Here is a 26734-nt window from a genome sequence, read left to right as displayed (position 1 = left end):
TGGAAAAGCCCGGTCGCTTTCGAACGAAAGGTGGCCTAAACGAGCACTTGGGGCGGCACAAAATAGCGACAGGTCCAAAGCACCGAAAATTTCGTACCGAGATGGTTTCGAGCTTCATGGAAAGCCTCCACTACAAAAGGTTTTTCCGCCTTTCCGGAGGAACGGCCGGGTAAATTTCTTTTCGCATTGCCCCACCGCTCCGCGTCGACCAGCGCAATGTTCCGCATCTCGCCCCCCATTTGCAACTACTGATCGCACCGTAAAGCTGTCTACGCGAAACGGTAAAGTCTCCGTACGTATGTGGTTCAAAGCTTCTCCGACAGATCGCATTCCTACTCAGACGATCGTTCAGTAGAGCAAATGATACCTATTGCTGCGACCTCGCCAAGCGCGCCTGAAACGCCATGCTGTCGCTCGTCGACTTCGAAAACAGACATCAATCATGAACCAGTAGGTGTCTACGGAACTCGGGGCTATTCACCATGTTGATATCAAACGAGTTGGGTGAAATAGTTCAAGTATGGACGAGCACAGCGCATTTAATCATCCGTCCGGCCAGACGACCGGTGCAGTCACGCAGCCGCTTAATGGCGCGGCCGCCGCGCAGGCTGGCTATGATTATCAGCTGGACGTCTCGGTCCTCGCCGCTTTGCGGCTGCTCCTGATCTCCAAAGCCTCAAGCCGGCTCGTCCTCGAGCCGGCAAATGACGAAGATCTCGAAGCCGACCTCGCACCTGACAGACCGGGCCGCGTCGAATCAAGCGCAACGATCGCGGGCGGATACAAACTCGTAATCCAAGTCAAGCTGCGCAGCGGCGAGCCTTGGTCAATCGAGGATTTCCGGGAGCTTCTCAAGCACGGCAAGGTCCGCCGCCCGGCGCTCCATCATCTCGACGATCCGAACACACGCTATCTTCTAGTGACAAGCGCAGACGCCAAGGGCGTGGCACGCGATCTGCTGGTGGGGAGCTTTGAAGAGCCGGCGGACAAGGATAGATTTCCACCCACACTGAATTCAATCCTCAAGCATAATCCTGCCGGGCGTGTCGCGATCTGGGGCGGCTTGACCGAAAGACAGCTCGCATCCGATTTGCGGATCATGATGGCCGACCTGCTCCACGTGCCGCAACCCCAGCAGCCCGAGCTTCTCGATGATCTTCGCGTCGAAGCGAAACGTCGGATGCGCGGTTCGACCTCGGGAGTCTGGACCCGCGAAGACTTACTCGCAACCGTCCGAAAACATGGCGGGTTTCTCGCCAGCTCGTCCAGCCTCGAAATGTTCGTCCGTCCTGCGAATTTTGACCAGATGATAAACCTCCTGAACGAGCGGGGCGCGATCGTCATTCGCGGGCCTTCAGGTACGGGTAAAACCCAAGCGGCGCTCAAGCTCTGCGATCTCGCTCGCGAGCGTATTGGGTCGCTGGAGATTGTGACTGTCGGACCGGATGATACACCGGCGGGCACGCGAAAGCTCATCAACACAGGACCGACCCTTTATTATATCGAGGATCCCTGGGGCCAATACAGCCTTCGAGGCGGTTCCGAGGCATGGACTGAACAGCTGCCCCGACTGCTGGAGAAGGCCGGCCCCGATCACCAATATGTCGTCACCACGCGCAGCGATATGCTGCGAAGCGCCGATGTCGGGGAGGGTCTCAACCGCTGGTCGATCGAGCTGGATCGCGATCAGTATAGCAATGGCCCGCTTAAAACGATCCACGACAACCGAATGGATCAGCTGCCTCCCGATCTACAGGCCAAGGCCTTCGCCTTCCGCAAAGAGGCATTAGAAGCGTTCGAGACACCACTCGAGATCGACCTGTATTTCACACAGATGCAGGATGGTCCCGAAGATGGCGAAGAAGACCACGCCTTCTTCCGGCGTTTGCGCTCAATATCACATCGCGGCGCGGTCCAGGACGTCGTAGGCAAATATCTGCGCAAGATTGATTCGTCTGGCATGGCGGTTATTATCTGGGCCTTGCTCGAGGCGCGCTCGCAATTTGATCGCGCGCAACTGACGGCTCTCCAGAGGGTGTTGCGCCGCTCCTCACCGAAGCTTGGCGAAGGGCTCGAAACGATGGTCGATCGCCTCGTCGCGACCCGCCATTTGCGTCAACCTGCGCGGACGGTATCCTTTGCCCATCCCAGCGTTCACGAAGCCTTCGAACTTTTCGTCAAGTCAGACTGGCCCCTCAGTGAAGCCGCGGTTGAGCGGCTGATCGCTGCGCTCGTGCAGCTGGGCGGCACGTATCGGGACTGGGGGCTGGAAACCGCCGCTCGGGCGTTCCAAGTCAGCAAGACTTTGAGCAAGCAGATCGAGGATCTCGATCCACCCTTCGATGTGGATCATACCAGCCAGGCTGCCATCGACGCATGGTTGGACGAGGGACTACTTGACCCTAAGTCTAATTTTCTGCCATTGCTCGAACTCGCATGCGCTGTCGGATCCGAGCGATCGATCCCAAGCGAGGTTGCGCGCTGGCTACTGCTCGGAACTCAGCGGGGCGCGTCGGTGTTTCTCAAGTATTGGGCGCCACCGACCTATTCAGACGAATGGTATGACCGGATTTCTGAGGACCCGCAGTCGGCGAAGATTGCTGCCCGGTTCGTCCGCGAGGCGCTCCCATGGGATCGAGGACACTATGGGAAATGTTTCCCCGCAAAGCTTGATCGCATCGCGCGCAACCTGACCGCTGCCTATATCGATGCAGCACGGACGATGATCGGGAATGGGTTCGAGGACAATGCTGATGCGGTTGCGACGGGCGCAGTTCGGGACATAGAAGCCTTCGAGCCAGTTTTGGCGGCCGCGCTCGATGATCTTGCCGATAACAGGCGGCGTTATACTCAGCATGGCGCCGAAGAGTGGCGCGCGATTAAAGACGGCGAGCGTGACCATGCCGTCGAGGATGCCCACCAGTCCCAACATGAAGGGGAAGGCTATACCTCCGGTGTGTTTGTCGACGCTTACGTAGCCAAGCAACGCCGGAACGCCAACTGGCAGGAGATTGCAAACCATCCCCGCGTCGGCGAGATGATCGAAACTTGGGGGCGTACTATAGCGACATCGCCTGGATCGCCCGTGGTCGCGGAACTCGACGAATTACTTCGGCTCGCTCATGGAAATCAAGGCGAGCAGCAGGCTTGGTGGGCCGCTCGAGAGAATTGGCGGCCAAGCCTGGAGCCCCAGCTTCGGTCACGGCTGCTCGACAACCCAAATGATCATCACCTGCGTGCCGAGCTCGCGGCCTGCGGTCTCCTCGTTGCTCCGAAGACCCTTGCCGACGCGATTATAGCGCTTTCCAATCGGCCGGCCGACCAGCTTGGGTTGATTGTCGATGTCTGGGCGGCACGATGGCGTGTTTCCACCAAAACGCGCTCGGCACTGTTGCGGCAGATCGCATCTGACTTCTCACCCGAACTCCGGGAGATCGCGGGCGCCCTCGCCTACAAGAACCGCCCGGCGAAACATGTCGGGCCTGACGCGCTCGCGCATCTTCAAGCGATTGTCAGATCCTTGTCGGTGGACACGCTGGAAGCGGTCGTTCCTATCATTCTCGCAAGTGGCGGCGACGCGACGGAAGCCATCCGCCGCTGGCTGTTGGAGACGAACGATAGCGACTCTGCACTCAAAGCTGCGGAAGCCGCCCGAGTGACCGGTGACCCTGAGCTACTGAAAATCGCACTGCGCCACGAGCGCGCCGAAGCGCGCCGCGTCGCACTTCTCACGCTCGCCCCGATGATAAGCGATCCGTTGCCGGTCGACGTCCTCGCCATGGCGAACGACCCGGGGAGCCGAGTGCGCCGGGCGCTTGTGTCTGTTCTCAAGCACCGCCTTCATCCCGAGCACCAAAAGGTGCTGCTCCGCCTGACAGCGGATACCTGGTCAAGCGCCGAGGTATATTACAACGAGCCCGAATCCTACCTGATCGCACAGGAAGCCGTTGCAGCGCTCGCAGAATACGAGTCGCTGACCGACGAAGCCGGTCTACAGCTCCTTGCTCTCGCGGATCGCACGCCGGATAGACAACTCAGCCAGTGCGCGCTCATCCTCGCCGCGCACTCGTGCAGCCCAGAAATTCGCGCCAGCATCTGGGCGCTGGTTCACATTCCTGCGGCGCGATGGATTCGCCTAGACGCGCTCGATGCGCTTGCAGATGCCGATCTGGTTGAACCCGCAATCGTGTCGCAGATCACTCTACAACTCCTCTTCACGCTACCGGCGGTACTTGCGGTGCCCGCGACGGTCTTGCTCGCCCACCATGCACCGGTTGTTGATGCTGTCCGAATTCTCGAGCGCGTCGCAAGTTCGAACAAGCTCAGGGCGCTATTGCTTGTCGGTGCGGAGGCCCTCGCCTCAAGAGACGATGAGGCAGCGCGCAGGGTGCTTGACCTGCTCGGGCCGCACCATCCAGCCCGCGCGCTATTGGACACGAAGCACCCGCTTCCCGCCTCGGTCCTCGACGATCTCGGCGAAGTACGGCTGCGTCGGGCCGTGCGCGAACGGCTTGGAGATCGCCTTCTCGATCCATCCGTCGCCGGCTCTGCCGTATAACAACGCAGATCGTTTTGCTCTCCCCGCTCGCCTTGTCCGCAACTGCTCTCAGTCCAGGCGATAGAGCCCAGCGCCACCGGCCCCGTCCCGCAACCTCTTTGTGTTGGGAATACGTTCCACTTCTATCACCGATAGTTGGGTTTTCAGCGTTTGGTTCAAAACTCTGGTTCCGTTTGGAACAAAACTTTGGTCCTCCGATATAGCGGACATTCTTCCACTAATGATTCCAGAAGGTTACAGACCCCGTTATTCAAAACTTTGGTCCTCTCACCAGCTGTTGTCCCGAGTCGCATAGGATGGCCAATTTAGGTCAATAAGCGGCTCAAACGACACTGAAACGAAAGAACCCGCCCATCGGAGACGATCGGCGGGTTTACCATATCTTCGGTTTCACGATGACGGCACTGGGACTGAACACTACCCGAAGGGCATTTCAAGACCACTGCTGCGTCCGGATCGTGGAGGCAAGAAGGGAAAATATTAAAACTTCAATCTGTGCGTGATTATAATTTGTCTATAAGGATCGCGGGAGGCGATTTCGCAAGTGCGATCTCAGACTTGACATTATATCTTTGAGTATATATTTATTGACGGAGCTGATAATGTATGAGGTGCAATTCCATTCTAAGTTCGTTTCTGAATGGAAGGAGTTAGAGATGGGATTGAAGGAGCTGGTTGGTGAAGTGCTGGATCACTTGGAAGATGATGGCCCGTTCTTAGGACGCCCGGAAGTGGACACACTGTCAGATTCTAAACACGCCAATATGAAGGAGATCAGGGTCAGGTTTAGAAAGCAGGTATGGCGTTTTGCTTTCGCTTTCGACCCCGCTCAAAGAGCTATCATTCTTTGCGGAGAGGATAAGCAAGGCATGAATGAGCAGCTCTTTTACAAAACTCTAATCAAAAAAGCTGACGCGCGTTTTGATGAATGGCTAAAGGAGAAGAAAAAATGAGCACTGAGTGGAAGGCACTACGCGCTGAACTTCCAGAAGATGTTCAAGCTCGACTCGACTTGAAACGTCAAGAGCGGCGTTTGGGTAAAGCGTTAGCTGAAGTACGCAAAGCGATGCAAGCAACACAACACGAGGTTGCTGCTGGGGCTGCCATGACCCAAAATACCGTATCGAAGATCGAGAACTCTGATGACGTCCTCATATCTTCAGTCGTCCGATATATGCATTCTATTGGTGGCGGTGTGGAGCTCGTCTTGAAAACCTCAGATGGGAAAGCAAAGCGTGTTGACTTCGACCCTGAGATTTATGTGAAGCAAACCGCATAGTTGTCGTTCCGACTCGCATAGGACGGCCAATTTAGGTCAATAAGCGGCTCAAACGGCCCTGAAACGAGAAAACCCGCCCATCGGAGACGATTGGGCGGGTTTTCTTTCACAGGTTTTCGTATCATCTCAAGTACCGTGAATTGTCTGGCAGGATTCAGGTTGTTGATTTTCACCGAGAACTGAACCGGTAAGGCCCGATTTTTTCACTGAGAACTGACCCATGTTTAAACCCACCCCTGCGTGATTTCAGCGGGGGACGACGGAGTGATAGACATGGCGTTGTTGAGCGTTATCAGACGTTGGCATTTTCGAGATCAGCTTTCGATCCGGGAGATCTCCCGGCGCACCGGATTGTCCCGGAACACAGTGCGCAAGTATCTGCGCACCGATACGGTTGAACCTGCGTTCCAGGTCCCCGAGAGGCCCAGCAAACTCGATGCCTTTGCCGACAAGCTGTCGGCCTGGCTGCGGGTAGAATCGACCAAGTCGCGCAAGCAGAAACGGACGATCAAGCAGTTGCACGCCGATCTGGTGAGCCTTGGCTATGATGGCTCCTATGGCCGGGTGGCCGCTTTTGCGCGTGATTGGAAAGCGGACCGGCAGCGCGAACAGCAAACAAGCGGTCGCGGAACCTTTGTACCGCTGACATTCGAGCCCGGTGAAGCCTTCCAGTTCGACTGGTCCGAAGACTGGGCGATCATCGGCGGCGAGCGGACCAAGTTGCAGGTAGCCCACTTCAAACTCAGTTATAGCCGGGCCTTCATCGTGCGTGCCTATCTCCTGCAAACTCACGAGATGCTGTTCGACGCCCACAACCATGCCTTCCGGGTTCTGGGCGGCGTGCCGCGGCGCGGGATCTATGACAACATGAAGACCGCAATCGACAAGGTCGGGCGCGGCAAGGAACGCCAGGTAAATGCCCGCTTCTCGGCCCTGGTCAGCCATTATCTCTTCGAAGCCGAGTTCTGCAATCCCGCCTCCGGATGGGAGAAGGGCCAGGTTGAGAAAAACGTCCGGGATGCACGGCACAGACTGTGGCAGCCCATGCCCCGTGTGGCCAGCCTCGCGGAGCTGAACGAGTGGCTGGAAAGCCGTTGCAAGACCCTCTGGCAGACCATTGCGCACGGAACGCAACGGGGAACGGTTGCGGATATCCGGGCCGAAGAACTCCCCAAACTCATGCAGGTCGGCCGTTTCTTCGACGGCTTTGTCGAATACGCCAAGCGAGTCTCGCCAACCTGCCTGGTTCACTTTGAACGCAACCGCTACAGCGTGCCGGCATCGTTTGCGAACCGTCCCGTCAGCTTGCGGGGTCTATCCGGACAAGATCGTCGTTGTCGCGGAAGGCTTGAGCGTCTGCGAACATCACAGGATCATCAACCGGTCCCATAACCGGCCCGGCAGGACGGTCTATGACTGGCGGCATTATCTGGCCGTTATCCAGCGCAAGCCCGGAGCCTTGCGTAACGGTGCGCCCTTCGCCGACCTGCCGGAAGCCTTCAGGAACTTGCAGCGGAATCTGCTCAAGAAGTCTGGCGGGGACAGGGAAATGGCCGAGATTCTGGCCCTCGTCCTTCATCATGACGAGCAGGCTGTTCTGACGGCGGTCGAGACCGCATTGGAGGCCGGCGTTCCCACAAAGACGCATGTCCTTAACCTGCTGCACCGGCTGACGGACAGAAAACCGGTGACCCCTCCTGCCATTCAGGCGCCACAGGCCCTGTCACTCAGCCAGGAGCCGAAGGCCAATGTCGAACGCTATGATGCCCTGCGCAAACTGAAGGAGGCCCGCCATGCGTCATGATCCAGCCAGCGCCGCCGTCGTCATCATGCTCAAGAGCCTCAAGATGCACGGAATGGCCCAAGCTGTCGGAGACCTCACCGAACAGGGCTCTCCCGCCTTCGAGGCCGCCATCCCAATCCTGTCCCAGTTGCTCAAGGCCGAGACGGCGGAGCGGGAAGTCAGATCCGTGGCCTATCAGCTGAAGGCGGCACGCTTTCCAGCCTACAGGGATCTGAACGGCTTCGACTTTGCCAGCAGCGAAGTCAACGAGGCGCTCGTGCGCCAGCTTCACCGCTGCGAGTTCATCGAGCAGGCGCACAATGCCGTCTTCCTCGGGGGCCCCGGAACCGGGAAGACGCATCTTGCAACGGCCCTCGGTATCCAGGCCATCGAACATCACCGCAAGCGTGTCCGCTTCTTCTCTACCGTTGAACTCGTCAATGCGCTGGAACAGGAGAAAGCCCAGGGCAAGGCGGGACAGATCGCCAATCGGCTCGTCCATTCCGATCTCGTCATCCTCGATGAGCTGGGCTACCTGCCGTTCAGTGCGTCCGGGGGCGCTCTGCTGTTCCATCTCCTGAGCAAGCTCTACGAGCGCACCAGCGTCATCATCACCACGAACCTCAGCTTCTCGGAATGGGCTGCCGTCTTCGGCGATGCAAAAATGACCACCGCGCTGCTCGACCGGCTCACACACCACTGCCATATCCTTGAAACCGGAAACGAAAGCTTCCGCTTCAAAAACAGCACCGCAAATCAGACCGACAACGAAGAGAGGAAACCAAAATCTTGACCACGGCGTAACCGCCGTTCAATAAACAAAAGGCGGGTCAATTCTCGGTGGAATTACCGGGTCAGTTCTCGGTGAAAATCAACACCTTCGTCGGGTCAAGGTGTTTGGCGTAGTAGCTTCTGAGCTGATCGGACAGCCGACTGCCACCTGCCGACGCAGTGGCGTCGTCTTCCTCCGCCGCCTGTTGTTCCTCACCGAAGCCCCTCTGCGCCGGTATGTCATGGACACGGATCAAACCGCCCAGCGGGTCACCATCGATTGGTCGAGAACCGCTTGGTAGAACCTGGGGACGCGCGAGAGATTTTGCAGGCGAGACAAGTTGACCCGGATCCAGCGAATAGGCCCGAACGGTGAAGTGCGTCGACAAGCGCTTGCTCAAGAAATCAACCAGGCTTTCGGGCCAGATCGTCAGCTTTTGCGGAGAAACAGGCGGATTATCGCCATGATTCTCTGCCTCAGCGGCCGCGACAGCTGCCGCCCTCATCGTCTCGGCATCGCCCACCGCACCCATGTACTCCTTATACAAGAGCGCGAGGTCCTTTGGCTCGTAGCGCAGCCGGACCCCGAGTCGCCCCCCCTCCCAATCCAAGGTCGGGATGAGGTCACGAACGTGATGCATTTCTCCCGCTTCGACGTTCAGCCACAAATCCAAAGTCGGTAGTGCACTAACCCAGGGTTCAACGATTAGGTCGACAATTTCCTCCGCATTCCGCGCAGCTATCCATGCCTCACCCAGGGAGATTATTGTGGGCCAGTGGCACAACGTGAAATCGTGCATCTCGAATGGACAGCGGCGAGGCGACAGGAAGCGCCGCAGAGCAAGCAACGCCGACGTCTTGCCGCTATTGTTCGCTCCAACGAAAAGTGTGGTCGTGATCGAAAGATCGATCCGCGTCGACAAAAGCTTCCTGAAATTGGCGATCTCTAAAAACTCTATATGCACGGCTAGCACCTCCCACCCCGGAATGCGTCAATACTAGACCATAGAGAAGCGCCACAACTACGGGTATCTAGAACGCACGCTTATGAGTGGTGGCAAACTTTGCCGAAACGTCCGTGATAAGAGCGCAACGCCGTCGTCGGTCCGAGAGCTGCTGGGAGTGTGCCACGGCGCAAAAGCCCCACTCAATCCAGATTGAAGTTACAAGAGCCCCGCCGGATTCGCATAACGTGCCTTGCGGAATTTTGAACTCGGACTTCGTTGCGGATATTCAGTCTGTGCTCAATCTGAGAATGACTGGACTGGGGCCGTGAGGGGACTGGCGGGTTCCGGATACCGGTCAGTTGAAGGGGACATTCACATAGAGCAAACGCTGTGTAGCTCACGGCCCAAGGACGAAGCCGCTCGCGCGGCAATGGCGCTTGTGGCGGGCGATTTGCGCTGATCGATACATTGTGATTTGGGGATAGGCGGTTCTGTCTGACGATTGGGGTGTTCTCAACCATCAGACAGGAGGTTCCCATGACGGAGGAGAGAACCACGCCGCTACGCGAGCGGATGATCGAAGACATGCGCATTCGCGGGATGGGCGACAAAGCCCAGAAGGCCCATATCCGGGCGATCAAGGATTTTGCAGCCTTTCTGAGGCGATCCCCGGACACGGCCTCGCCGGAGGATCTGCGCGCGTACCAGCTTCACATGACCAATGCGGGAGTTTCACCGACCACGTTCAACGCCCGTATCGTGGCGCTGCGGTTTTTCTTCGGCATGACCTGCGGGCGCGAGGGCATGAAGCGGTACATGCAGTTCCGCACCCAGCCGCGGAAGTTGCCCGTGGTGTTCAGCGTTGAGGAGGTGTCCGACCTCCTGATGGCGGCACCGGGGCCGGGCCTCAAATACCGCGCCGCCCTCAGCATTTCCTATGGCGCGGGTCTCAGGGCCGCGGAAGTGTGCAACCTCAAGGTCAGCGATATCGACAGCGACCGGATGCTGATCCATGTCGAGCAGGGCAAAGGGCGCAAGGACCGCAAAGTGATGCTGTCGCCTGGTCTGCTGGAGCTGCTGCGCGATTATTGGCGCGAGGCACGGCCGCAGGGCTGGCTGTTTGCGGGCAAACCGAAGATCAACCCGATCTCGCCGCGCCAGTTGAACCGGGCCTTCACCTCGGCCAAGACCATGGCGGGCATCGCCAAACCCGCGACGTTGCATACGCTCCGCCACAGCTTTGCCACCCACCTGCTGGAAGCGAATACCGATGTGCGGGTGATCCAGGTGCTGCTCGGCCATGCCAAGCTGACGACGACGGCCCAGTATACCCACGTCGCCACAAGGACGATCAGGGATACCGTCAGCCCTTTCGAGGCGCTCAAGAAGCTTCAGGACGCGCCGCTGCGACGGAGCCTGGAATAGCAGCACGCGGGGCTGGTGCCCCGTCCGAAGCTGGAGGTCGCTGATATCTTCCGGCGCTATGGTCCCGCGTGGCGGCGGGCCAATGCCGGCCATGTCAGCCTGATCCAGCTCAAGGTCATGTCGGCAATCGAGACCTGCCGCACACAGGCACTCGGCGGGCATGTGGCAGCCTGTGCCAAGTGCGGCCACCAGCACATCGCCTATAATTCCTGCAAGAACCGGCATTGCCCCAAATGCCAGGGACCGGCGGCCCGGGACTGGATGGCCGCACGCACCGGGGACCTGCTGCCGGTCGAATATTTCCACGTGGTCTTCACCCTGCCGGCTGAGATCGCCCGGATCGCGTATTGGAACAAGAAGGCGGTCTATGGGCTCCTGTTCAAGGCATCGGCCGAGACGGTGCTCACCATCGCAGCCGACCCCAAGCGCCTCGGCGCGCGGGTCGGCATGACCTGCGTGCTGCACACATGGGGATCGGCTCTGACCCACCATCCTCACATCCACATGATCGTTCCGGGCGGCGGCCTGTCGCCGGATGGCTCCCGCTGGATCGCCTGCAAGCCCGGGTTCTTTTTACATGTGCGGGTGCTGTCCCGGCTGTTCCGGCGCCTGTTCATCGAGGGATTGCTCACCCTGCATCGCGCCGGAGAACTGACCTTCTTCGGCGACCTGACCGGTTTGGCGGACGCAGCGGCCTTTGCTGCCTGGCTGGCGCCGTTGCGCAAGAGCGAATGGGTCGTCTATGCCAAGCCTCCCTTCGGTGGGCCCGAAGCTGTGCTCGCCTATCTCAGCCGCTACACACACCGGGTGGCGATCTCAAACAGCCGTCTAATCAGGGCCGACGCACAGACGGTCGCCTTTCGCTGGAAGGACTACCGCATCAGGACCGGCGATCGGCAGAAGGTTATGCACCTGGCAACGGGCGAGTTCATCCGCCGTTTCCTGATCCATGTCCTGCCAGACGGTTTCCACCGCATCCGCCACTATGGCTTATTGGCCAGCGCGAGCCGCCGGGCCAACATCGCAAGGGTCCGCACGCTACTCGGAGCGCAACCGCCCGAACCGGCGACGGAAACCGGGATCGATCCGTTCGCCCTGCGCGAGCCATGCCCCTGCTGTGGCGGTCCGATGCGCATCATCGAGATCTTTCGCTGTGGCCAGATACCCCGATCCCGCGCTCCGCCAAGGGAGCAGGCCGCATGACGAAACGCCCGTCACATCACCCGATCAGAACGCGAACGATGCCGCTCGTTCGTGAACCCCACTGCTTTGCCGCCGGACGCCCGGTCGCCGCAAAAGCTGCGGCACAGGCCGACACCGAACCCGCAAATGTACTCGTGTCCGCGATACAGTTTGTCATATCCGGGCATGGCTTATCGCTATCTCATCGCTCCATCCACACACCACCGGCGACCAGATCCAAGCTTTCCCCATAGGTCCAGCCCAGACCCCGCGGCTTCCTCCTTGGGAGGTTTTCCAACGCGGGCCATGCTCTCGCACAGACGAACTCCCTCGCCGCGGCCCGCATCGAAAAACCTTCACCAAAGCTGCCTTTTCTTCGGGTCGCGATAAGACAACCTTGGGCCGGGAAAAATGCTACTAAGCAATCTTTTAGGTTGAATCGCCTGACATCGCTGTGCAAATGACATGTATTGCAGGAGATTTTGATTGCTCGATCATTTGGGAAGCACGGTTACAGTAGGAGGAGCGGACTACGACATCTCCCACCTCGCGCCTTTCATCTATACCCTGAACGCGGCTGGTCCTGATGGCATGGACATCAGGGTACGCGTCAGCTTCTCTTGTCATGTCTTCAGTGAAAAGGCCGTGCCCAACGCTGCCTTCGATTTTTCAGATCATAACGGAAGCCATCGAATCTTCTGCGCGAACCGCTATGCCAAATGCCTTACTCTTCAACAAGGCGTGCGAAACCTGTTCGATCAGAACGGCATCACTTGGGAGATGAAGGACCACAATCAGATCGAAAACATGGCCGCATTGGCGCACAATCCGGCTGTGCGGATCGTCAGAGGCACACATGACGTGATCCTCTACTACTTCTATCCGAGTAACTCCGAACACTTCGAGATCGAGATGAACGTGCTGACCTGCCATGAGCGGGCGGTAAACACCACGGACAAGCACAAGTGGAATATGAAGCAAGCTGTGCGAGCCTGCTATTTTAGCAGGGAGCGAATGCCGATGACCGAGGATAAGCGCCGAGAGCTTGCCCAGATGAAGGCCGACGACGTGCGGGCTAAGAAGGCTGCCAAGCGCGAGAAACGGAAGGCATCGAAAGCGAACAAGTCCTAAATGACAAAAGGCTCCCGTATAGGAGCCTTTTGAGAATAATGAAGCGGGTGCGCCTTACCGTGGTTTACCGAACCTCAAGAGAGGTGCGCAGCTACAGCATCAAGGCTTCACCGAGAAGTCCCGCCACCTGAAGCTACCTCATACATATAAAAAACAGGCAGGGTTAGCAACAAAAAAGCGCATGAAAGTTTTCAAAAACATGTGAGAGCAGCTATGCTCAAGAGCCTGTTCGAAGTTAAGGCGCTGAATGTACGTAGTTTCTTGCGTCATGACAAGAGGAGATGTGCTCCACAGTGTCATTTCGCCCTCAGCCGGAGCCGACCGCAACAGTTAACTCGACTCCACGCGACTCCCCTGATACGGCTCCTTTCATGTTCAGATCGATACGAATAGAGCGCTGACCTTTGCCTCCGTCCTCATTTATGTCCCGAGTCGCATAGGATGGCCAATTTAGGCCAATAAACGGCTCAAACGGCCCAAAAACAAAGAACCCGCCCATCGGAGACGATCGGGCGGGTTTTCTTTGGTGGAGGATGCTGTCGGCTTTGCGCGGGCATGGCCGTTGGCCGGCGGCGCGCAAGCGGTTACTGATGCTGCAACGGGATGTCGGGCCAGTCGTCTGGCACCAATGCCGGCGGTTTGGACCAGGGCGGCTCGACAAGAGATCGTTGAAACCAGTCTTCGCGCAGGTTCGCGTGCTCAGTGACGATGAGCTGGAAGCCGGGAGCATGCTCCGAAACAAACTCCTGGAGCGTCTCGAAAAGTCTTCGAACCGCGCCCAGATCCGCATCTTCCTGACGCTCGGTTTCGTCGACGGAGCCTCCCGCGGCTTCATAGGAAGCATCGGATGGGAAATAGACCTGGCTAGGTTGATCGATAAGCAGGAAACGAGGAATCGGATGACCATAGGTCCCTGCGAAACGGTGAAGCGAAAGGAGAGCTGCCAAGTGGTAAGCGAGATGGTTCTCCCCGCCCCCAGTTCGGCTCATGTATATGGGCCGGCCGGGACGGTCGATCACCATGGTTAGGTGATGAAGATCGAGCCGAGCGGGGAATTCGGCAAATTCGCCACCAAGGGCAGAGATGTAACCCGACATATGCAGGCCGATATTGCTTAAGGTCGAAATCAGTCGGGTGTCGGAGTCATCCGCTCCTAACCGCTCTTCGAGATCGGCGACCCTGGCCCTGAGTCGACGCTCTTCGGTTTGCAGCCTGATCAGTTCCGTATTCGGGACGAGCCCTTCAAGAAAAAGGCTTATACGACCCACTACACGCGAAGCGGCCGTGTTCCTGTTGCCGAGCGTCGTCGCCATCTCGCTCGATGAGATCGCCGACGAAAGCTCCACTTCCTTGACCCGAATCTTGTCGGCGATCTCGGAAAGCTCCCTTTCCTGGCCCGAGAGATAAGCGGCAAGCGCTGGTCGCTCTCCAGTGACAGCCGTGAGCTCGTCATTCAAAGATTCCAATTCGCTCAATAGGGCCTTCGCAATCGGCATTTCCATGCCGAGATCGGCTCGTGCGAATGGCCATTGCCACTCGCCGGTCTCGCCGTTTATTGGCAAGGCACGAATAGATTTGAGACGGTCGCGCTGCTCGCTGGCCTCGACCTCGAAACCTTCAGACCGTTTGGAGAATTGCTGCGCACTCTCGATGCGGCGCTGCACTTCTCGCCGCTGCTCACGCAGGTCAAGCAAATCGCGTTCGATCACCGAAATCCTTGCGCCGTCATCCTCCGATACCGGCGTCGGTTGCCATTCCAATGCCTTCCTGAGTAAGTCGACGACGTTAGTCGCGCCGTCTCCCATTGGAATCTCCACCGCACGAGCCTCAGAAACCAGGCCAATCGCACGTTCTTCCGAGTTGTCGATCGCCTCTCTGGCCTGCTGCAAGAGTTTCGCATTCAGCCGCAGGTCTCGTTGGGCAATCCGCAATTGGGATTCGAGAGTGAACTTATCCCGGCCGGAAACGCCGAGAAGGATTGGAAGAGTGTCCTTTATGGTTTGGGGCTGATGCGGCTCGTTCTGACGATAGAAGAGTTGGTCCTTGTTGGTCACGAGACCTTGCTTCTGGAACAAGTAATAGAAGCTGTGCTTGATGTTCGCATCGAAGCTCAAACGGCTACTTTCAAGTGGGACGTCCGTCGTATTCTCTTGAATCCCGAGCAATTGGGTCAGTAGCGCGACTACGCCATCATCGCTGTCGTTAACCGCCATGTCGGCGAGGTCGGGTGCATCCACCTTCGCTCCCCGTCGTATCATGGCCGTGCTCAAGCTTTGCGCCCCCGCCGAAGGAGCAGGCTTGGCCACCAGCACTTCCTCCCCTATGAAACGATAGATCACGGCGAACCAGACGACTTTGTCACGGATGATCCCTTCCGGGACGTTGAACGTCGATCGTCCCATGCAGTATTCAATGATGTCGGAGAGAGCGGACTTGCCGGTGGACGACCGACCGGTGATAACATTGAGTCCGTCATGGAACTTCACGTCTCGCCGACGCCCGTCCAGGCCATATATATGGATCGACTTGATCTTCATGGTCGAATCCCCAGTGTTGTGTATATGGTGACCCGGTCACCTATCAGGGCGAACTGCTTGCCGAGATAGGTTGCTACGCGCTGGCAGGCCTTGGTTTCGTCGCTACCGTTCACAGCAGCAACTACCCTTGCCGGGCCAGGAAGAAGACGGCTATCGCCATTCACGGATAGTGCCCCATGGTGCATGAGAACGCCCAATCCTTCGAAGGTGAACCCAAGCGTATCCGTACATCGGCCGGCAAAGCCGACGAGGAGTTCGGGATGCTCGGCGATTACCTTGAGTAGGTAACTCCTATTGCCTGCCTTCAATATCTCGCGCGACGTTTGCGGTAGGCATAGGGGAAGGATCAACAGGGAAAGCGAAAACGGCATACCTTTCTCGTCCGTGTCCCTGAACCCCACTATCGCCCTGTGCATCAGCAGGCCGCAGAATGCGGGATTGAACAGGTTCCGGATTTCGATCGGACGTTGGTTCCAGGGCTTCATGCCGCCACTCCCAACGCTTTGGCCAGTTTCTCGAGGAAACGAGGGTGCCAATGGACTCGTGGCGCGGGTGTGCTGTTAGCCAAGATGTGAAATGTCCCTCGTACGACGTATTGCTCGGCCACCTTCTCGCGTATCCGAAGTTGCCCCGTCGATTGCTCTGCCCATCGGTAGAGTTCGCGCCCGGCGGTGATGCAAGCCTCGTCCTTGCTGTCCGCGGTAATATTCTCGCAGACGAGCGCCTTGTAGCGACCCCACTCTTCGACCAGCTTGTCCTCATAGCGCTCAATTTCGTCAGAGACCAAAAGGTTGGCCCTAGCCCAGCTCGAGCGCTGCTCGAAGGCACGGTAGTAGTCGATAATCGCATATCGAATCCGGTCGGTGGACAAGTCGAGCGCGCGCAGTTGTTCAACGAAGTGGCGCTTGTCCCCAGTCGCGTCGATGCTACCCTCAGGGAGCTTGTCGTTGAATTCGATGGGAAGGCTGTCGACCTTGTAGTCGTCGGCGAGCATTGCCAGCCGATCATGGATTTCCTGGACCTTAATCGGTTCCGAGCGCTGGCCGGTGAGGGTCTGAATAACCAGATCGATCCACCATCCTTCCAGACGTTGAAAAAGCGCCTGACGGAATTCTTTCCGTACCGTGATCAGACGGCGTCCGACTAGCCCGGGAATGTCGTCTATCCTTGGCGTGCGCGAGAAGATAGTGATCCTCGAATAGAAATCGGCGAGTTCATCGCTATCAAACTCCGCCAATTCGGCCGTGATCTTTCCGATTAGCTCCGACTTGCTGGTCGCCAACGCCGCATCCGCGTCGCGCGCCCTCCGTTCGCCGTCGGCAACGAAATCCTCGAACTGCACGAGGAATGACCCTGCCGAGACCTCCGCGGTCGTGAAGAGCTGATATCTTGCCTTCGATGCCGTCCGCCCGGTCACCTTGAAGTTCACAAGCCAGATCCTCACCGATTTCCAGAAATCGGTCGACAGGTCGGTGAGCCTGTCTCCCTCGGCCTTATGCTTGAGGGAGCCCAACGAGACCTTACCGTCCTGCTCGACGAACTCCACATCATCATTACGTTCGATAAAAACCAGGTCGTCCTCGGGGCATTCCAAGGCATGCAGCAGAGCCAACCTAGGTTGGAAAATGTATCCGAGCCCTTGTTCGGCAGCCGAGAACTTCGAATTTGAATCAGGCATGAACCACAGGATGCCGTAGTTTTGGCATCCCTCCGATGAAAATTGACCAGCTAAATATTGATGTCATCGGAGTATCTGAATCAACCGACAATTGTCGGCATCCACGAATTCCCCTCTGCAATAGCATATCGACAGTCTTGGCAGTCGCTTGGGATCAGTTGGGTCGCAAGAAACCCGCCATGCCTGAACTCGCTCTTGACCTATTCGGCGAAGAAAAGGTCGATCGTAATGGGTGCGTCCGATCGATCGTTGGCTGGAGAATATCTGTTTTCAATCGTCGGCCGACCTCAGCCGAATAGCAGCGAGGGAGCAAAGCCGTCCTCGACCCGAGTGCTTCACTGAAGGGGCACAGCGATATAGCTCCACTCAATCCGGATTGAGATTAAAAGCGGCCTCATCCACAGTTTCCCATGACGTGCCATATGGAATGCTGTCAAAAGGCGGGGCGACAGGCCCTCCGGAACGCGGTCCGATCGTTTCTTCAGCAACCCTACAAAAACGTTAAGTTGGTGAAGAAACGAAGCCGGATACAAGTCTTTTGATCTTGCTGAGAATCCCAAAGTACATCCCTCCTCGTATTTGCATAACGGGCGTTGCGGAACTTTCAAATTCGGACCAGGGCGGGCAGCGACCGTTCGATGTACAATGTTACGCCCTTTCTGGCGCGGACCGGATACTGCGGAAGCGCCCGCATTGCGTCCGGGTCTCGATGACAAGTTCTCCCGAATCGACATAGGCACGTCGAATCGGCGCCTTGGTCAGGGCGATCCCAAGCGGCTTTCCATCTTCTGTAAAGACCCGAACCCCCTTGTTTTCGACCAGAAGAAGCATTCCGCCGCTGACAAGCAGGTCGCATTTGGCTGAACAATCCTCCAGCGCCACCAGGTGATCTCCGTCCAGTACATAAAGGCGCGTTGTAGTCATCACGTAGAGATAGGCCTCGGTCTCGATGATCCGGACCGGCATTGAACCGACGTCATAGATCGTCGTCGGTATACCTTCCCGGTCTACGCGCACGACCCGACCGGCATATGTCCCCAGGAGCGCAGTCTCCCCGGTCCCCGAGAAAGCAGCGGCATAGATCCAGTCCGCTTGGCCCGCCAGGCCTAGGCTGATCACGATCTCAAAACCACCTTGCCCACCTCCGCTTCCGTCGAGCTGTTCCGGATCTAGGCCGGTCAGGCGTTCGGAGGCGACGTTTAACGCTTTCATCCGTTCCTCGTTCCCGGGATTGAGGTCCGGGTGTAGCTCGCGCGCCAGCTGCCGGTATCGCTTGCGGACCTCGTCAGGTGTGACCGGCATCTCGAGTCCCAAAACCTCAAGCGCTTCATCGATTTCGGCCGCTGTCCCGAAAGCCTCGCCTACTCGGATGCGAGTGGGCTCACTGGCCGGCATCCGAAGTCCCCAGAGGCGCTTCCCGTCCCGACCGATACACCAGGCCTCATCGATGTGCGTGAATAGATAGCGGTCGCGTTCCGGTGTCAGGGCGATGCAGCGTAGTGCGCGGTGCGCCTCGGTCTCCGCCAATCCCAGGCGATCCCGGTTCGCAGCAACTTCCGGTGCACTCTCCAGATCCGTCTCGAAATCGACCTTTAGATCGCCGCCATAGACCGTCAGCACATTGCTCCTTGAGAGTATCGCGAAGCCGTCACCTTCCGGATGGACCGAAATGCGGCGGGGAGCACGACGGAGGGGAACTGTCGTTCCGGGCTGCCCTTTCGCGTTGGTGAACATCACAGCCCCGGGCGCGCCCAAACTCGCATCCGACTTCGCAAGATCATCGAACGACAGCGTGCCACCCCGGGTACTATAGTGTCTACGGAAGGCTGGGTCGGGCCGGTCGTCTTTCGAAATTGGTTCGACGATGATTTCCTGCCAAGCGCTCTCAGGGTCCGCAAAGGCCTCCTTCGTGACCGGAAGATCGACCGATCGATCCCAGGCATTCGGAGACGGAGGGAGGGGTACGATGCTCACACGCTTGAGGTCCAGTTCACGGGGATGGGTTCCGCGTGTCTCTCGCCGATGCGACCCCGGATTGTCAGGCTCCGTGTAAATCGTCTCACCAGCAGCTTCGGGCAACTCGACGCCGGCCATGTAGAGCTCATGTGTGTTACCGCTCTTCGTGCGCTGAACCTCCCCGTTCTTTTCCAGGTAGGAAACCAGCCGACTGGCTCGACGACCATCTTCGATGTCCAACTCCGCTTTCATCCGGTTTTGTAGCACGCCCGGTTTGCTGCGAATGACTGCCCGCATCCGGTTGAAGAGTTCCAGATCAGAAAAGTGTTCCTCCGCCTCCTCCCGGTAATCTTTCAGGTGGTCGAAGTCCTGTACCAGCTTCCGGAGCTCGGCCAGTCCCTCGTTGTCCCCGGTAATGGCCATCATCGTCCCTCCCTGGGATAAGGCTGGTATCCGGATGTCGAGGCGCAGTCCGTCGCCGCGCGGGTCCTTCAGCCAGTTGCGCAGCAGCGGCAGGCTAGCGCGCGCCGCCGCGGCTGCGGCCGGATAGTCCTGGGCGGAGACCGAAGTTGTCAGTCGCTCGAGCTGGATAAAGTACTTCTGTTCGGGCAGGGAAAGGTCTGGGGCGCGGACAATCTCCGGGTCTGGCTCAGGTTCGGACCAGCCGCGCGGTTCCCCGCGCGCATCCTTCTCCACACGATCATTCCCTGCGGACGATCCGCCGAAAAGCCATTTAAAGATTCCAGCCATGATTTGCCCTCAAATGTCTTTTCTATTATGACCTGCCCCCTTGATTGACCGGGTTCATAAGTTAGCTCTGCTCAACTGGTGGATAGCCAATCTGCGTGCAAACCGTTTCCAAGGTTATCACAACATCCTCGCCCCGGTAGCTGAAGCGTGGATAAATTGCCGGCACATAACGCGAGAACGTGTCGATAACCGTCAAGACACGAATATTGCGCCCAGTGGCGAGTTGGTCATGAGGGAAGCCCATTGCCCAGACCTCATTCGGCCCAACGGCATCTTTCTGCTCTTCCCGAAGCTTTGCCTTCAACCGGCGCTTTGGATGCTTGTTCCTCAGTTGCAGGTCCAACTCGTTGTAGATCCGCCACGTTTCCTTCATTTTGCTGTCCCTGCCCTCCCGGCACAGCAATACATGCACACGCCGATATCCGTTCCAAAGCTTGAGACCTCCGAACAATATCGGAAATGGCCCCTGATTGCCGTGAAGAGCCGACCTGTCATCGATCAGTGCATAGCGCCCTCTCGCTTCATCATCCAATCTCGAGCACCCGCACCTCCTTGATGTGCGAGCCGACTTGATATTCTACTTCCTCCCCCACCTGTGCGTCGAGCAGGGCCTGTCCGAGCGGAGTGTGAACGCCAATCTTCCCCTGTTCAGGCGCATTCTCACCCTCGACAAGCGTGAAGGCGAGCTTTTTGCCGTCGGTGATGTTCTCTACCTTCACTTTCGAGCCAAGCGCCACGGTCGGCTCCGCCGCGACCCGGCTTGCCGCCGTGTAGAGGGCGCTGCTCGCGGGAACCTCGAACGGCAAGTTCGCCTGCTCGGGCTTCGGTGGTGCCGCCGCTGCGATCAGCGCAGCAGACGAAGGCCTTGGCTCGGGCCGGGTTTGCGTGGGCACCTCTTCTACGCCTGAGGTCTTTTCCTCAGCCAAGCGGGTCAGCAGTGCCATCGCATCGAGACGCTCGGAGTGCTTCACGCCCCGCGCCTTGGCATCGGCGAGCGCAGCGTCGATCACCTCCTTCAGGACCTCGATCTCGGCGCGCGGGTTGCGGAACCAATCGGTCGACCAGATCCGGTGCAGCCGCCAGCCGAGCCCCTCTAGCACCTCCTGGCGCAGCCGGTCGCGATCGCGGCTCGACTTCGAGCTGTGGTAGGCCGCACCGTCGCATTCGACACCCAGAATGTAGCCGTAGGGCCAGTCTGGGTGCCGGACGCCGAGGTCGATGCGGAAGCCTGCGACACCCACTTGAGGGACCACCTCGCAGCCGAGGCGCTCGATCTGCGCCGCGACATAGTCCTCGAATGGGCTCTCCGTGCCGCCCAGCGGGCCGGCCGCATCCGGGATGTGTCCGGTTTTCGAATATTCGAGCCAGGCCCGGAACATCCGCACGCCGAGCGCTTTGTTGCCGTCAACGAGGATGTCGGTCGGCTTCATCGAGGTAAAGGTAATGATCTTCCGCTTGGCGCGGGTGAAGAGGACGTTCAGTCGGCGGTGGCCATGGGCCGAGTTGATCGGTCCGAACCGTTGAAGCACCTTGGCCCCAGGAGATTCCGGTCCGTAGAGCGTAGAGATCATCATCACGTCCCGTTCGTCGCCCTGGATCGTCTCAATGTTCTTGACGAAGAATTCCTCGAGCGCGTCGTTCTCCTCTTCCCACTTTTCGACGAAAGCCTGGACCTGGGGGTTGCGGTCGCGCTCCCGCTCGAACTCCTCGAGAATCAGGTTCTTCTGGTCGGAGTTCATCGTGCAGATGCCGAGCGAGAGCTCGGGGCGATGGTTCATGTGGTGGACCGCAGCTACAACGATGGCGCGGGCCTCGATCTCGTTGCGACGCCCCTTGTAAATGCCAGGCACCTCGACGAGCTCGACGCCGAGATCTGGGTGGTCCTCCTGTGCCGAGGGGAAGATCGTCAGCTCTCCCTTGTACATCCACTGGTTGGAGAACTGGATCAGCGCTGAGTGCCGCGAGCGGTAGTGCCAACGGAGCTGGCGCACGGGCATGAAGGCAACGTTAGCCATGTCGAGGATGCTCTCGCTGTCCTCGCGCAGGTCTTCATCGGTGTCGCTGTCATCGAGCACTTTCTGGAAGAAGTTCGTCGGTGGCAGCTGCTTGGTGTCGCCGACAATCACCGACTGGTCGGCCCGGCTGATCGCGCCGATGGCGTTTTCGGGCGTCATCTGCGAAGCCTCGTCGATAACCACGAGATCGAATCGCATACCCTGGCGGAGGTATTGCGCGACCGCGAGCGGCGACATCATCCAGCAAGGCTTCAACTCGACGAGAGCGCGGCCGGCGCGGCTTGCTAATTCGCGGATGCTGATACGGCGCTTCTTCTTGTAGAGCTCGTTGTAGATCAAGCTCATATCGGTAAACGTCGACTTTCGGCCGACGTTGTTGCCGGTCGGCGGCCGGGCCGATTCCAGGAGCTCCTGCACCACCGCAGCGCGGGAGAGCTTGATCATCTCGCGATCCTTGGAGCGGATCTCGCCCCGGATTCGGTCGAAGTCCTGTCCGTCGTAGCCTTGCAGTGCTGGGCCCCACTCCTTGTAGGCGACGTCTGCCATCGAGCGCGCGATCAGGGCGCGGACAATCGATGCGAGGCGTACCGGATCGAAGGCTTCGTCCTCGGCCAACACCCAGTCGATCAGTTCACCAAGCCCCTGTCCGCGCAGGCTGTCCTCGGCGCGCTTCAACTGCGCCCGGTCGAGCAGCGATTGCGGATCGGCCGCCGCCTCCCGCAGGTCGGCCGTGCGCCGGGCCAGCGCCATCGGCGTCGAAAGATCCTGGGGAAGCCCGAGATCGGCAACAAAGCTGTCGACTTGGGTCTCGAGACTGGCGCGACGGGCGGCAAAGGTCTCAAATTCCTTCGCCATCTCGGCCGCCCGGCCTGATCGCATTGCCGCGAGCGCCATGTCCGCGTCATCGGTGGCGGCGATCGCCTCAGCCAGGTCGCACTGGATGCTGAGCAGGTCGGTCCGGGTAGTGAGGCCGGCGAAGCCCGAACCGAGCGCTTCGCGCGCCGGGCTCTCCTCGATCTTGCGAGCGAGGTCTGCCTCAGCCGTCTTAAGGGTCAGGATCTCCTCGATCTCCGAAAGAAGCAGGCTCGTTCTGTCGCGGAAGAGCTCTATGTGGCTATCCGCCTCGGTGATATAGCGTCGCTCCTTCTCGGCGGTCTCCTCGAGCTCGCGCAATTTCACCTCGGCCTCAGAGAGGGGCAATGGAGGCATGTCCTCCAACTCCGCGAAGGTGAGGACGGGATCGAGTTCCCCGGTTTCGAGGTAGGCTTTCAGATCCACACTGGCGCCGGCGATCTCCTTGCAAATCCCATGAAAGGTCACCACACGGCTGATCGCCGCCATCTCGGTGTTGAAGCCTCGGAAGTGTGCACCGAAGCGCTCTGCGTAGCGTGCGCTGTTATCGAACTCCCGGCGGCTGTCGAGCCAGTCCGCATATTCACGCAGCCTACGTGCCATCTCAGCTGGGCTGTCCTCGCGCCGCCCTCCGAGTATGTTCGTGTATGTATTGCGTGCAGCCTTGTAGGTAGACCCCATGCGCCCGAAGAAGCCAGCGCTGTCGATCGCGGCCGCCGCGTTCCTGAGTTCACCTGCGTCGTGGGCGCCGCCGGCGGAGGGCACCGCCTGCCGGATACGGCCGATCTCGGTGGAAAGGCGAGAGATCTGGGTATCGATCTCCATGGCCAGGGCATCGACGGAGGCCATCGGGTCGCCGCATCGTAGGGATAGGACACCAGGGGACTGCGCTGCGATGCGCTTCGCCCCATCACGGATCTCCGTCAGGGGCCGGCCGGACGATGTCCAGCTCCGTGGAAGCCGGGACGCGGCGCCGAGCACCACCCGAGCTTCGGCGATCGCACCTTCGATCTCGGCGAGCCTCGTGCGATGTTGCTCGGGATCGAGCCGTCCGCCCCGCGCCTTAGCGAACTCGGCGGCAGCCGCAAGGCGCTTGGACACGTTCCAGCCGTCGGCATCGTGCAGGCTGTGGCCGAGTTGGGCCATGAGTGTCTGTCTTTCGCTGACCTGGCCGCAGAGATCCCGGGCGGCGCGGCGGGCGGCGGGATCTGTAAGTGTGTCGAGCAGGTCTGGGGTTACCCGGCCCTCGTCACGAGCGGCGGTCGAAAGCAGATTGCCGATCTTCTTCATGTCGATCACGAAGGGGTTTGCAGTCATGAACATGGCTATCGACGAGCCCGCTATGTCCCTCTCGAAGACCTCGAGCTCCTCCGCGATGCTACGCGCCGCCTCGGCGTGGTCTTCGGCGACATCGTGCGATGTGATCGGCGCAGTCGAGGAGCGCCAAACGGTAGGCATACGCGCTATCCGTCTGAGCCGGGTGCTGAAAGCTTCCGCCTCTGAGACCAGGGCCTCGACCTCGATCGCGCCCATCTCCCAGGCGTTCGGAATCGGCAGACGGCGGATTTCTCGCGGCAAGACCTCACGGATCTCGGCCGTGGCGATAGCATGGCCGATGACCTGGTGCACCGTGAGTCCCGTCGAGCCGAGCATCGCGCCTAGCGCATCGAGGTAGCCCTGGAGGATGGCGCGGTCCCGTTCGAGGGCGCGCTGTCGCGAGTTGAAGCTGTGGCGTCCGGGGCCGGACGCCCGGCTCATCTCGAGGCGGGCCTCAATGCTCTCGTAGACGGTCTCGGCGGTGCCGCGTCCGGCCTGGAGCGGCAGGATGAAGTTGCCGAGACCAGCGGCATCAAGGCGGTTGCGCACGACGTCGAGCGCGGTCAGCTTTTCGGCCACGAAGAGCACCTTCTTGCCGTCAGCAAGCGCCGAGGCGATCAGGTTGACGATGGTCTGCGACTTGCCCGAGCCCGGCGGGCCTTCGATCGCGAGATTCTTCTGTTCGGCCACATCGACGAGGGCGGAATACTGCGATGCATCCGCATCCATCACCACGTAGGGGACTTTGCTGGAAATCTCGGGGTCGTCGGTGCCGTAGGTCTCGGCATAGGCGCCGTCGCCGACCCCGGTCGTGGCGAGAAGGCGCACCACTGTCTCTTCCTCCGCCAGCGGGCGTTTTTCCGGATCGAGGTCATGGTACATCGCGATCTTGGAGGACGGGAAAATTCCAATGCAGGCTTCGCGGCGCAATTTCCAGTGCCAGCCCGGAGGCGCTGCTTCCTCGACCGACTCGAAGTAATCCTCGACGCTTCCGCCCTCGTAGTCTGGCAAGGCGAGCTTCTTCTCGTTAAGGAGCTTTAGCGCCAGGTTTGTATTGACCATGACCTGGTCGATGCCGCTCAGGTAGAACTCGGCGCCATGCGTGGACTGCTTCCTCTCGATCCGGATCTCGAGCAATAGCAGCGGCGAAACGAAGCGATCGTTCTCGTCAGGGCTTTTCCACTCCAGGATGCCGAAGACAGCATGCAGCACGTTGACCCCAGTCTCGCGCTCGAAGGACCGTCCTTTCTCAAGAATGGACTTCGCCGAGCGTTGCAGCCGGTCCGGTAGCAGGAGGGTCTGGATATCGTCATCGACGTGCCTCCCGTCGTGGTGCTCGTTCTCAGGGAGCGGAAGAATGTAGCTTGGCTCGATGCCGTGAATCCGGGCATGTTCAGCGAGCGAGGGTGCGTCCTTGGTCTGGCGCGGAGACAGGCCAAGGTCTTCGCGCAGGCGATCCTTTAGGGATCGCTCGGCCTTCACCAGCTTTTCTTCCGCCTTCGCTTCGTCGGGTTCGACTTTGGCGATCTCGGCGAGATAGGGCTCGTCTTCCTGCCGGGCGATGAAGAGCGCATCCCTGAAATTGTCCGTCTGCTCGTCCGGGAGTTCGTCTTCGAGGGCAGGCAACGCCGCTAGCCGCATCTGGCGCCCCTGAGAGAGGTTGTGGCGCAAGATGTCGGGAAGTTCGTCTACAACGCGGATGAATGAGGTCGAAGCCGGGCTGAAGCGGATATTGATCAGCGGGTTCCGGCGGGTTGAATCGAGAAGCCGAAGCCGGAGTTCCTGAAGCTTAGCGGAGACAAGTTCGATGTTCTCGTCGGTCAATAAGCTACTCGACGCCTCGTGGTCTTCTTGCGAAGGGCTCATGGATCCTCCCAATTGGCTGCTGCTTGAATATCACACCGAGGCCGCGGCTGAGCCTAAGATATCGATTGGCAGGCGACAACAAAGGCAAAGCAAGGAAGAATTTGGAGTCAAGCGTGGTCGCGAGTAATCAAGAAGCCCTAAAATTAAAGTTTACTTCAATTCCCAGAAAGTCGCTGGATCGAACTACATGACCTTCATACCGCTGGGAAGCGTGATCCTCAACATTGGCTCAGATGCGCGCGACTTGGCTCGGATGACATGTAATCCGAATGAAGCGAGTTACCAAAGATTCTCAGATTCTAAAAGTCTGTGCGTTAAACACGGAGAGTATTTCATGGTTTTGAGATGGAGCTCGATCAGTTTCAGTCTACAGCCGAGTATAGGCATTCATTTAGCGAAATTTGATAATTGAGATCGTCCGGTGGACATTGTTCACTAAGTGACGTGTCACGACCAGGTGGCGTGACTGCTATGGGGGTAGAAGAAGTTTCCATGAGCATGAACCATCCGGCTTCCGCCCCCGGACTGAACGAAGACGCGTTCGCAGCAATTCAACCTGCCGCTCCGGACATTCGCGCCATAGACATCCTCTCGGGGATCGGAACCCTTTCCCGAGAGCAACTCTGCGGAATGATCGCGATGATCGAATCCGTCGACGGGTTGTCCCTGGCGGTCGGCGCCGTCGAT

At 58.9% G+C, this 26734-nt stretch carries 14 protein-coding genes and 2 pseudogenes; 9 read left to right on the top strand and 7 right to left on the bottom strand.

Features of this window, described 5'->3' with window-relative positions:
- The first annotated feature begins 520 nt into the window (after positions 1–520).
- From WNZ15_RS26110 to istB, 5 genes and pseudogenes are all read left to right on the top strand, one after another.
- Positions 521–4558, top strand: coding sequence for a hypothetical protein (locus tag WNZ15_RS26110; protein WP_342895981.1), 4038 nt, complete (start codon positions 521–523; stop codon positions 4556–4558).
- A gap of 599 nt (positions 4559–5157) precedes the next feature.
- A complete protein-coding gene (locus WNZ15_RS26105; protein WP_342895982.1) occupies positions 5158–5511 on the top strand; it encodes a type II toxin-antitoxin system RelE/ParE family toxin in 354 nt (117 codons plus the stop codon).
- On the top strand, positions 5508–5837 hold the full coding sequence (locus WNZ15_RS26100; RefSeq protein ID WP_342895980.1) for a transcriptional regulator: 330 nt from the start codon (positions 5508–5510) through the stop codon (positions 5835–5837). The genes WNZ15_RS26105 and WNZ15_RS26100 overlap by 4 nt, the downstream gene beginning before the upstream one ends.
- A 273-nt stretch (positions 5838–6110) precedes the next feature.
- Positions 6111–7641: pseudogene (istA, locus tag WNZ15_RS26095) on the top strand (IS21 family transposase).
- Complete coding sequence (gene istB / locus WNZ15_RS26090; protein WP_342895979.1) at positions 7631–8413, top strand: IS21-like element helper ATPase IstB; 783 nt, start codon at positions 7631–7633, stop codon at positions 8411–8413. The pseudogene istA and the gene istB overlap by 11 nt, the downstream one beginning before the upstream one ends.
- A gap of 61 nt (positions 8414–8474) precedes the next feature.
- Here the strand turns inward: istB and WNZ15_RS26085 are convergent, their stop codons facing one another.
- The gene (locus WNZ15_RS26085) at positions 8475–9356 is read right to left on the bottom strand and encodes an AAA family ATPase (protein ID WP_342895978.1); all 882 of its coding nucleotides are present in this window, start codon (positions 9354–9356) and stop codon (positions 8475–8477) included.
- A gap of 519 nt (positions 9357–9875) precedes the next feature.
- On the opposite strand from WNZ15_RS26085, the gene WNZ15_RS26080 reads away from it, so the two are divergent.
- The 3 genes from WNZ15_RS26080 (at position 9876) to WNZ15_RS26070 (ending at position 13076) form a co-directional block, all read left to right on the top strand.
- The gene (locus WNZ15_RS26080; RefSeq protein ID WP_342895977.1) at positions 9876–10763 is read left to right on the top strand and encodes a site-specific integrase; all 888 of its coding nucleotides are present in this window, start codon (positions 9876–9878) and stop codon (positions 10761–10763) included.
- A 15-nt stretch (positions 10764–10778) separates the two neighbouring features.
- Positions 10779–11966 (top strand): IS91 family transposase, encoded by a 1188-nt coding sequence (locus WNZ15_RS26075; protein WP_342895976.1) that lies wholly within the window; start codon positions 10779–10781, stop codon positions 11964–11966.
- A gap of 465 nt (positions 11967–12431) precedes the next feature.
- Positions 12432–13076: a hypothetical protein gene (locus tag WNZ15_RS26070; RefSeq protein WP_342895975.1), complete on the top strand. Its 645-nt coding sequence runs from the start codon at positions 12432–12434 to the stop codon at positions 13074–13076.
- 584 nt (positions 13077–13660) lie between these two features.
- On the opposite strand, the gene WNZ15_RS26065 is transcribed toward WNZ15_RS26070, so the two are convergent.
- From WNZ15_RS26065 to WNZ15_RS26040, 6 genes and pseudogenes are all read right to left on the bottom strand, one after another.
- Positions 13661–15613, bottom strand: coding sequence for a DUF3732 domain-containing protein (locus tag WNZ15_RS26065; RefSeq protein WP_342895974.1), 1953 nt, complete (start codon positions 15611–15613; stop codon positions 13661–13663).
- On the bottom strand, positions 15610–16098 hold the full coding sequence (locus tag WNZ15_RS26060) for a three component ABC system middle component (protein WP_342895973.1): 489 nt from the start codon (positions 16096–16098) through the stop codon (positions 15610–15612). The genes WNZ15_RS26065 and WNZ15_RS26060 overlap by 4 nt, the downstream gene beginning before the upstream one ends.
- The gene (locus WNZ15_RS26055; protein ID WP_342895972.1) at positions 16095–17291 is read right to left on the bottom strand and encodes an ABC-three component system protein; all 1197 of its coding nucleotides are present in this window, start codon (positions 17289–17291) and stop codon (positions 16095–16097) included. Before WNZ15_RS26055 ends, WNZ15_RS26060 begins: the two co-directional genes overlap by 4 nt.
- Before the next feature lie 648 nt (positions 17292–17939).
- Positions 17940–19997: a J domain-containing protein gene (locus WNZ15_RS26050; RefSeq protein WP_342895971.1), complete on the bottom strand. Its 2058-nt coding sequence runs from the start codon at positions 19995–19997 to the stop codon at positions 17940–17942.
- Between the two features lie 79 nt (positions 19998–20076).
- A pseudogene (locus WNZ15_RS26045) lies at positions 20077–20421 on the bottom strand (IS3 family transposase); the annotation flags it as partial.
- 100 nt (positions 20422–20521) lie between these two features.
- Complete coding sequence (locus WNZ15_RS26040; RefSeq protein ID WP_342895970.1) at positions 20522–26047, bottom strand: DUF4011 domain-containing protein; 5526 nt, start codon at positions 26045–26047, stop codon at positions 20522–20524.
- A gap of 492 nt (positions 26048–26539) precedes the next feature.
- Between WNZ15_RS26040 and WNZ15_RS26035 the strand changes: the two genes are divergently transcribed.
- The coding region (locus tag WNZ15_RS26035; protein ID WP_342895969.1) for a hypothetical protein at positions 26540–26734 on the top strand (195 nt) is incomplete at its 3' end.

Source organism: Roseibium sp. AS2, from assembly GCF_038900065.1.
GTDB lineage: Bacteria > Pseudomonadota > Alphaproteobacteria > Rhizobiales > Stappiaceae > Roseibium.
Note: the sequence above shows the minus strand (reverse complement) of the source record. Positions and strands in the feature narration are given on the sequence as shown.

Bases quoted from the DNA above. Each gene is read 5' to 3' on its own strand.
- WNZ15_RS26110 (WP_342895981.1), top strand. From the start codon at position 521: ATGGACGAGCACAGCGCATTTAATCATCCGTCCGGCCAGACGACCGGT.
- WNZ15_RS26100 (WP_342895980.1), top strand. From the start codon at position 5,508: ATGAGCACTGAGTGGAAGGCACTACGCGCTGAACTTCCAGAAGATGTT.
- istB (WP_342895979.1), top strand. From the start codon at position 7,631: ATGCGTCATGATCCAGCCAGCGCCGCCGTCGTCATCATGCTCAAGAGC.
- WNZ15_RS26080 (WP_342895977.1), top strand. From the start codon at position 9,876: ATGACGGAGGAGAGAACCACGCCGCTACGCGAGCGGATGATCGAAGAC.
- WNZ15_RS26065 (WP_342895974.1), bottom strand. From the start codon at position 15,613: ATGAAGATCAAGTCGATCCATATATATGGCCTGGACGGGCGTCGGCGA.
- WNZ15_RS26060 (WP_342895973.1), bottom strand. From the start codon at position 16,098: ATGAAGCCCTGGAACCAACGTCCGATCGAAATCCGGAACCTGTTCAAT.
- WNZ15_RS26055 (WP_342895972.1), bottom strand. From the start codon at position 17,291: ATGCCTGATTCAAATTCGAAGTTCTCGGCTGCCGAACAAGGGCTCGGA.
- WNZ15_RS26050 (WP_342895971.1), bottom strand. From the start codon at position 19,997: ATGGCTGGAATCTTTAAATGGCTTTTCGGCGGATCGTCCGCAGGGAAT.
- WNZ15_RS26040 (WP_342895970.1), bottom strand. From the start codon at position 26,047: ATGAGCCCTTCGCAAGAAGACCACGAGGCGTCGAGTAGCTTATTGACC.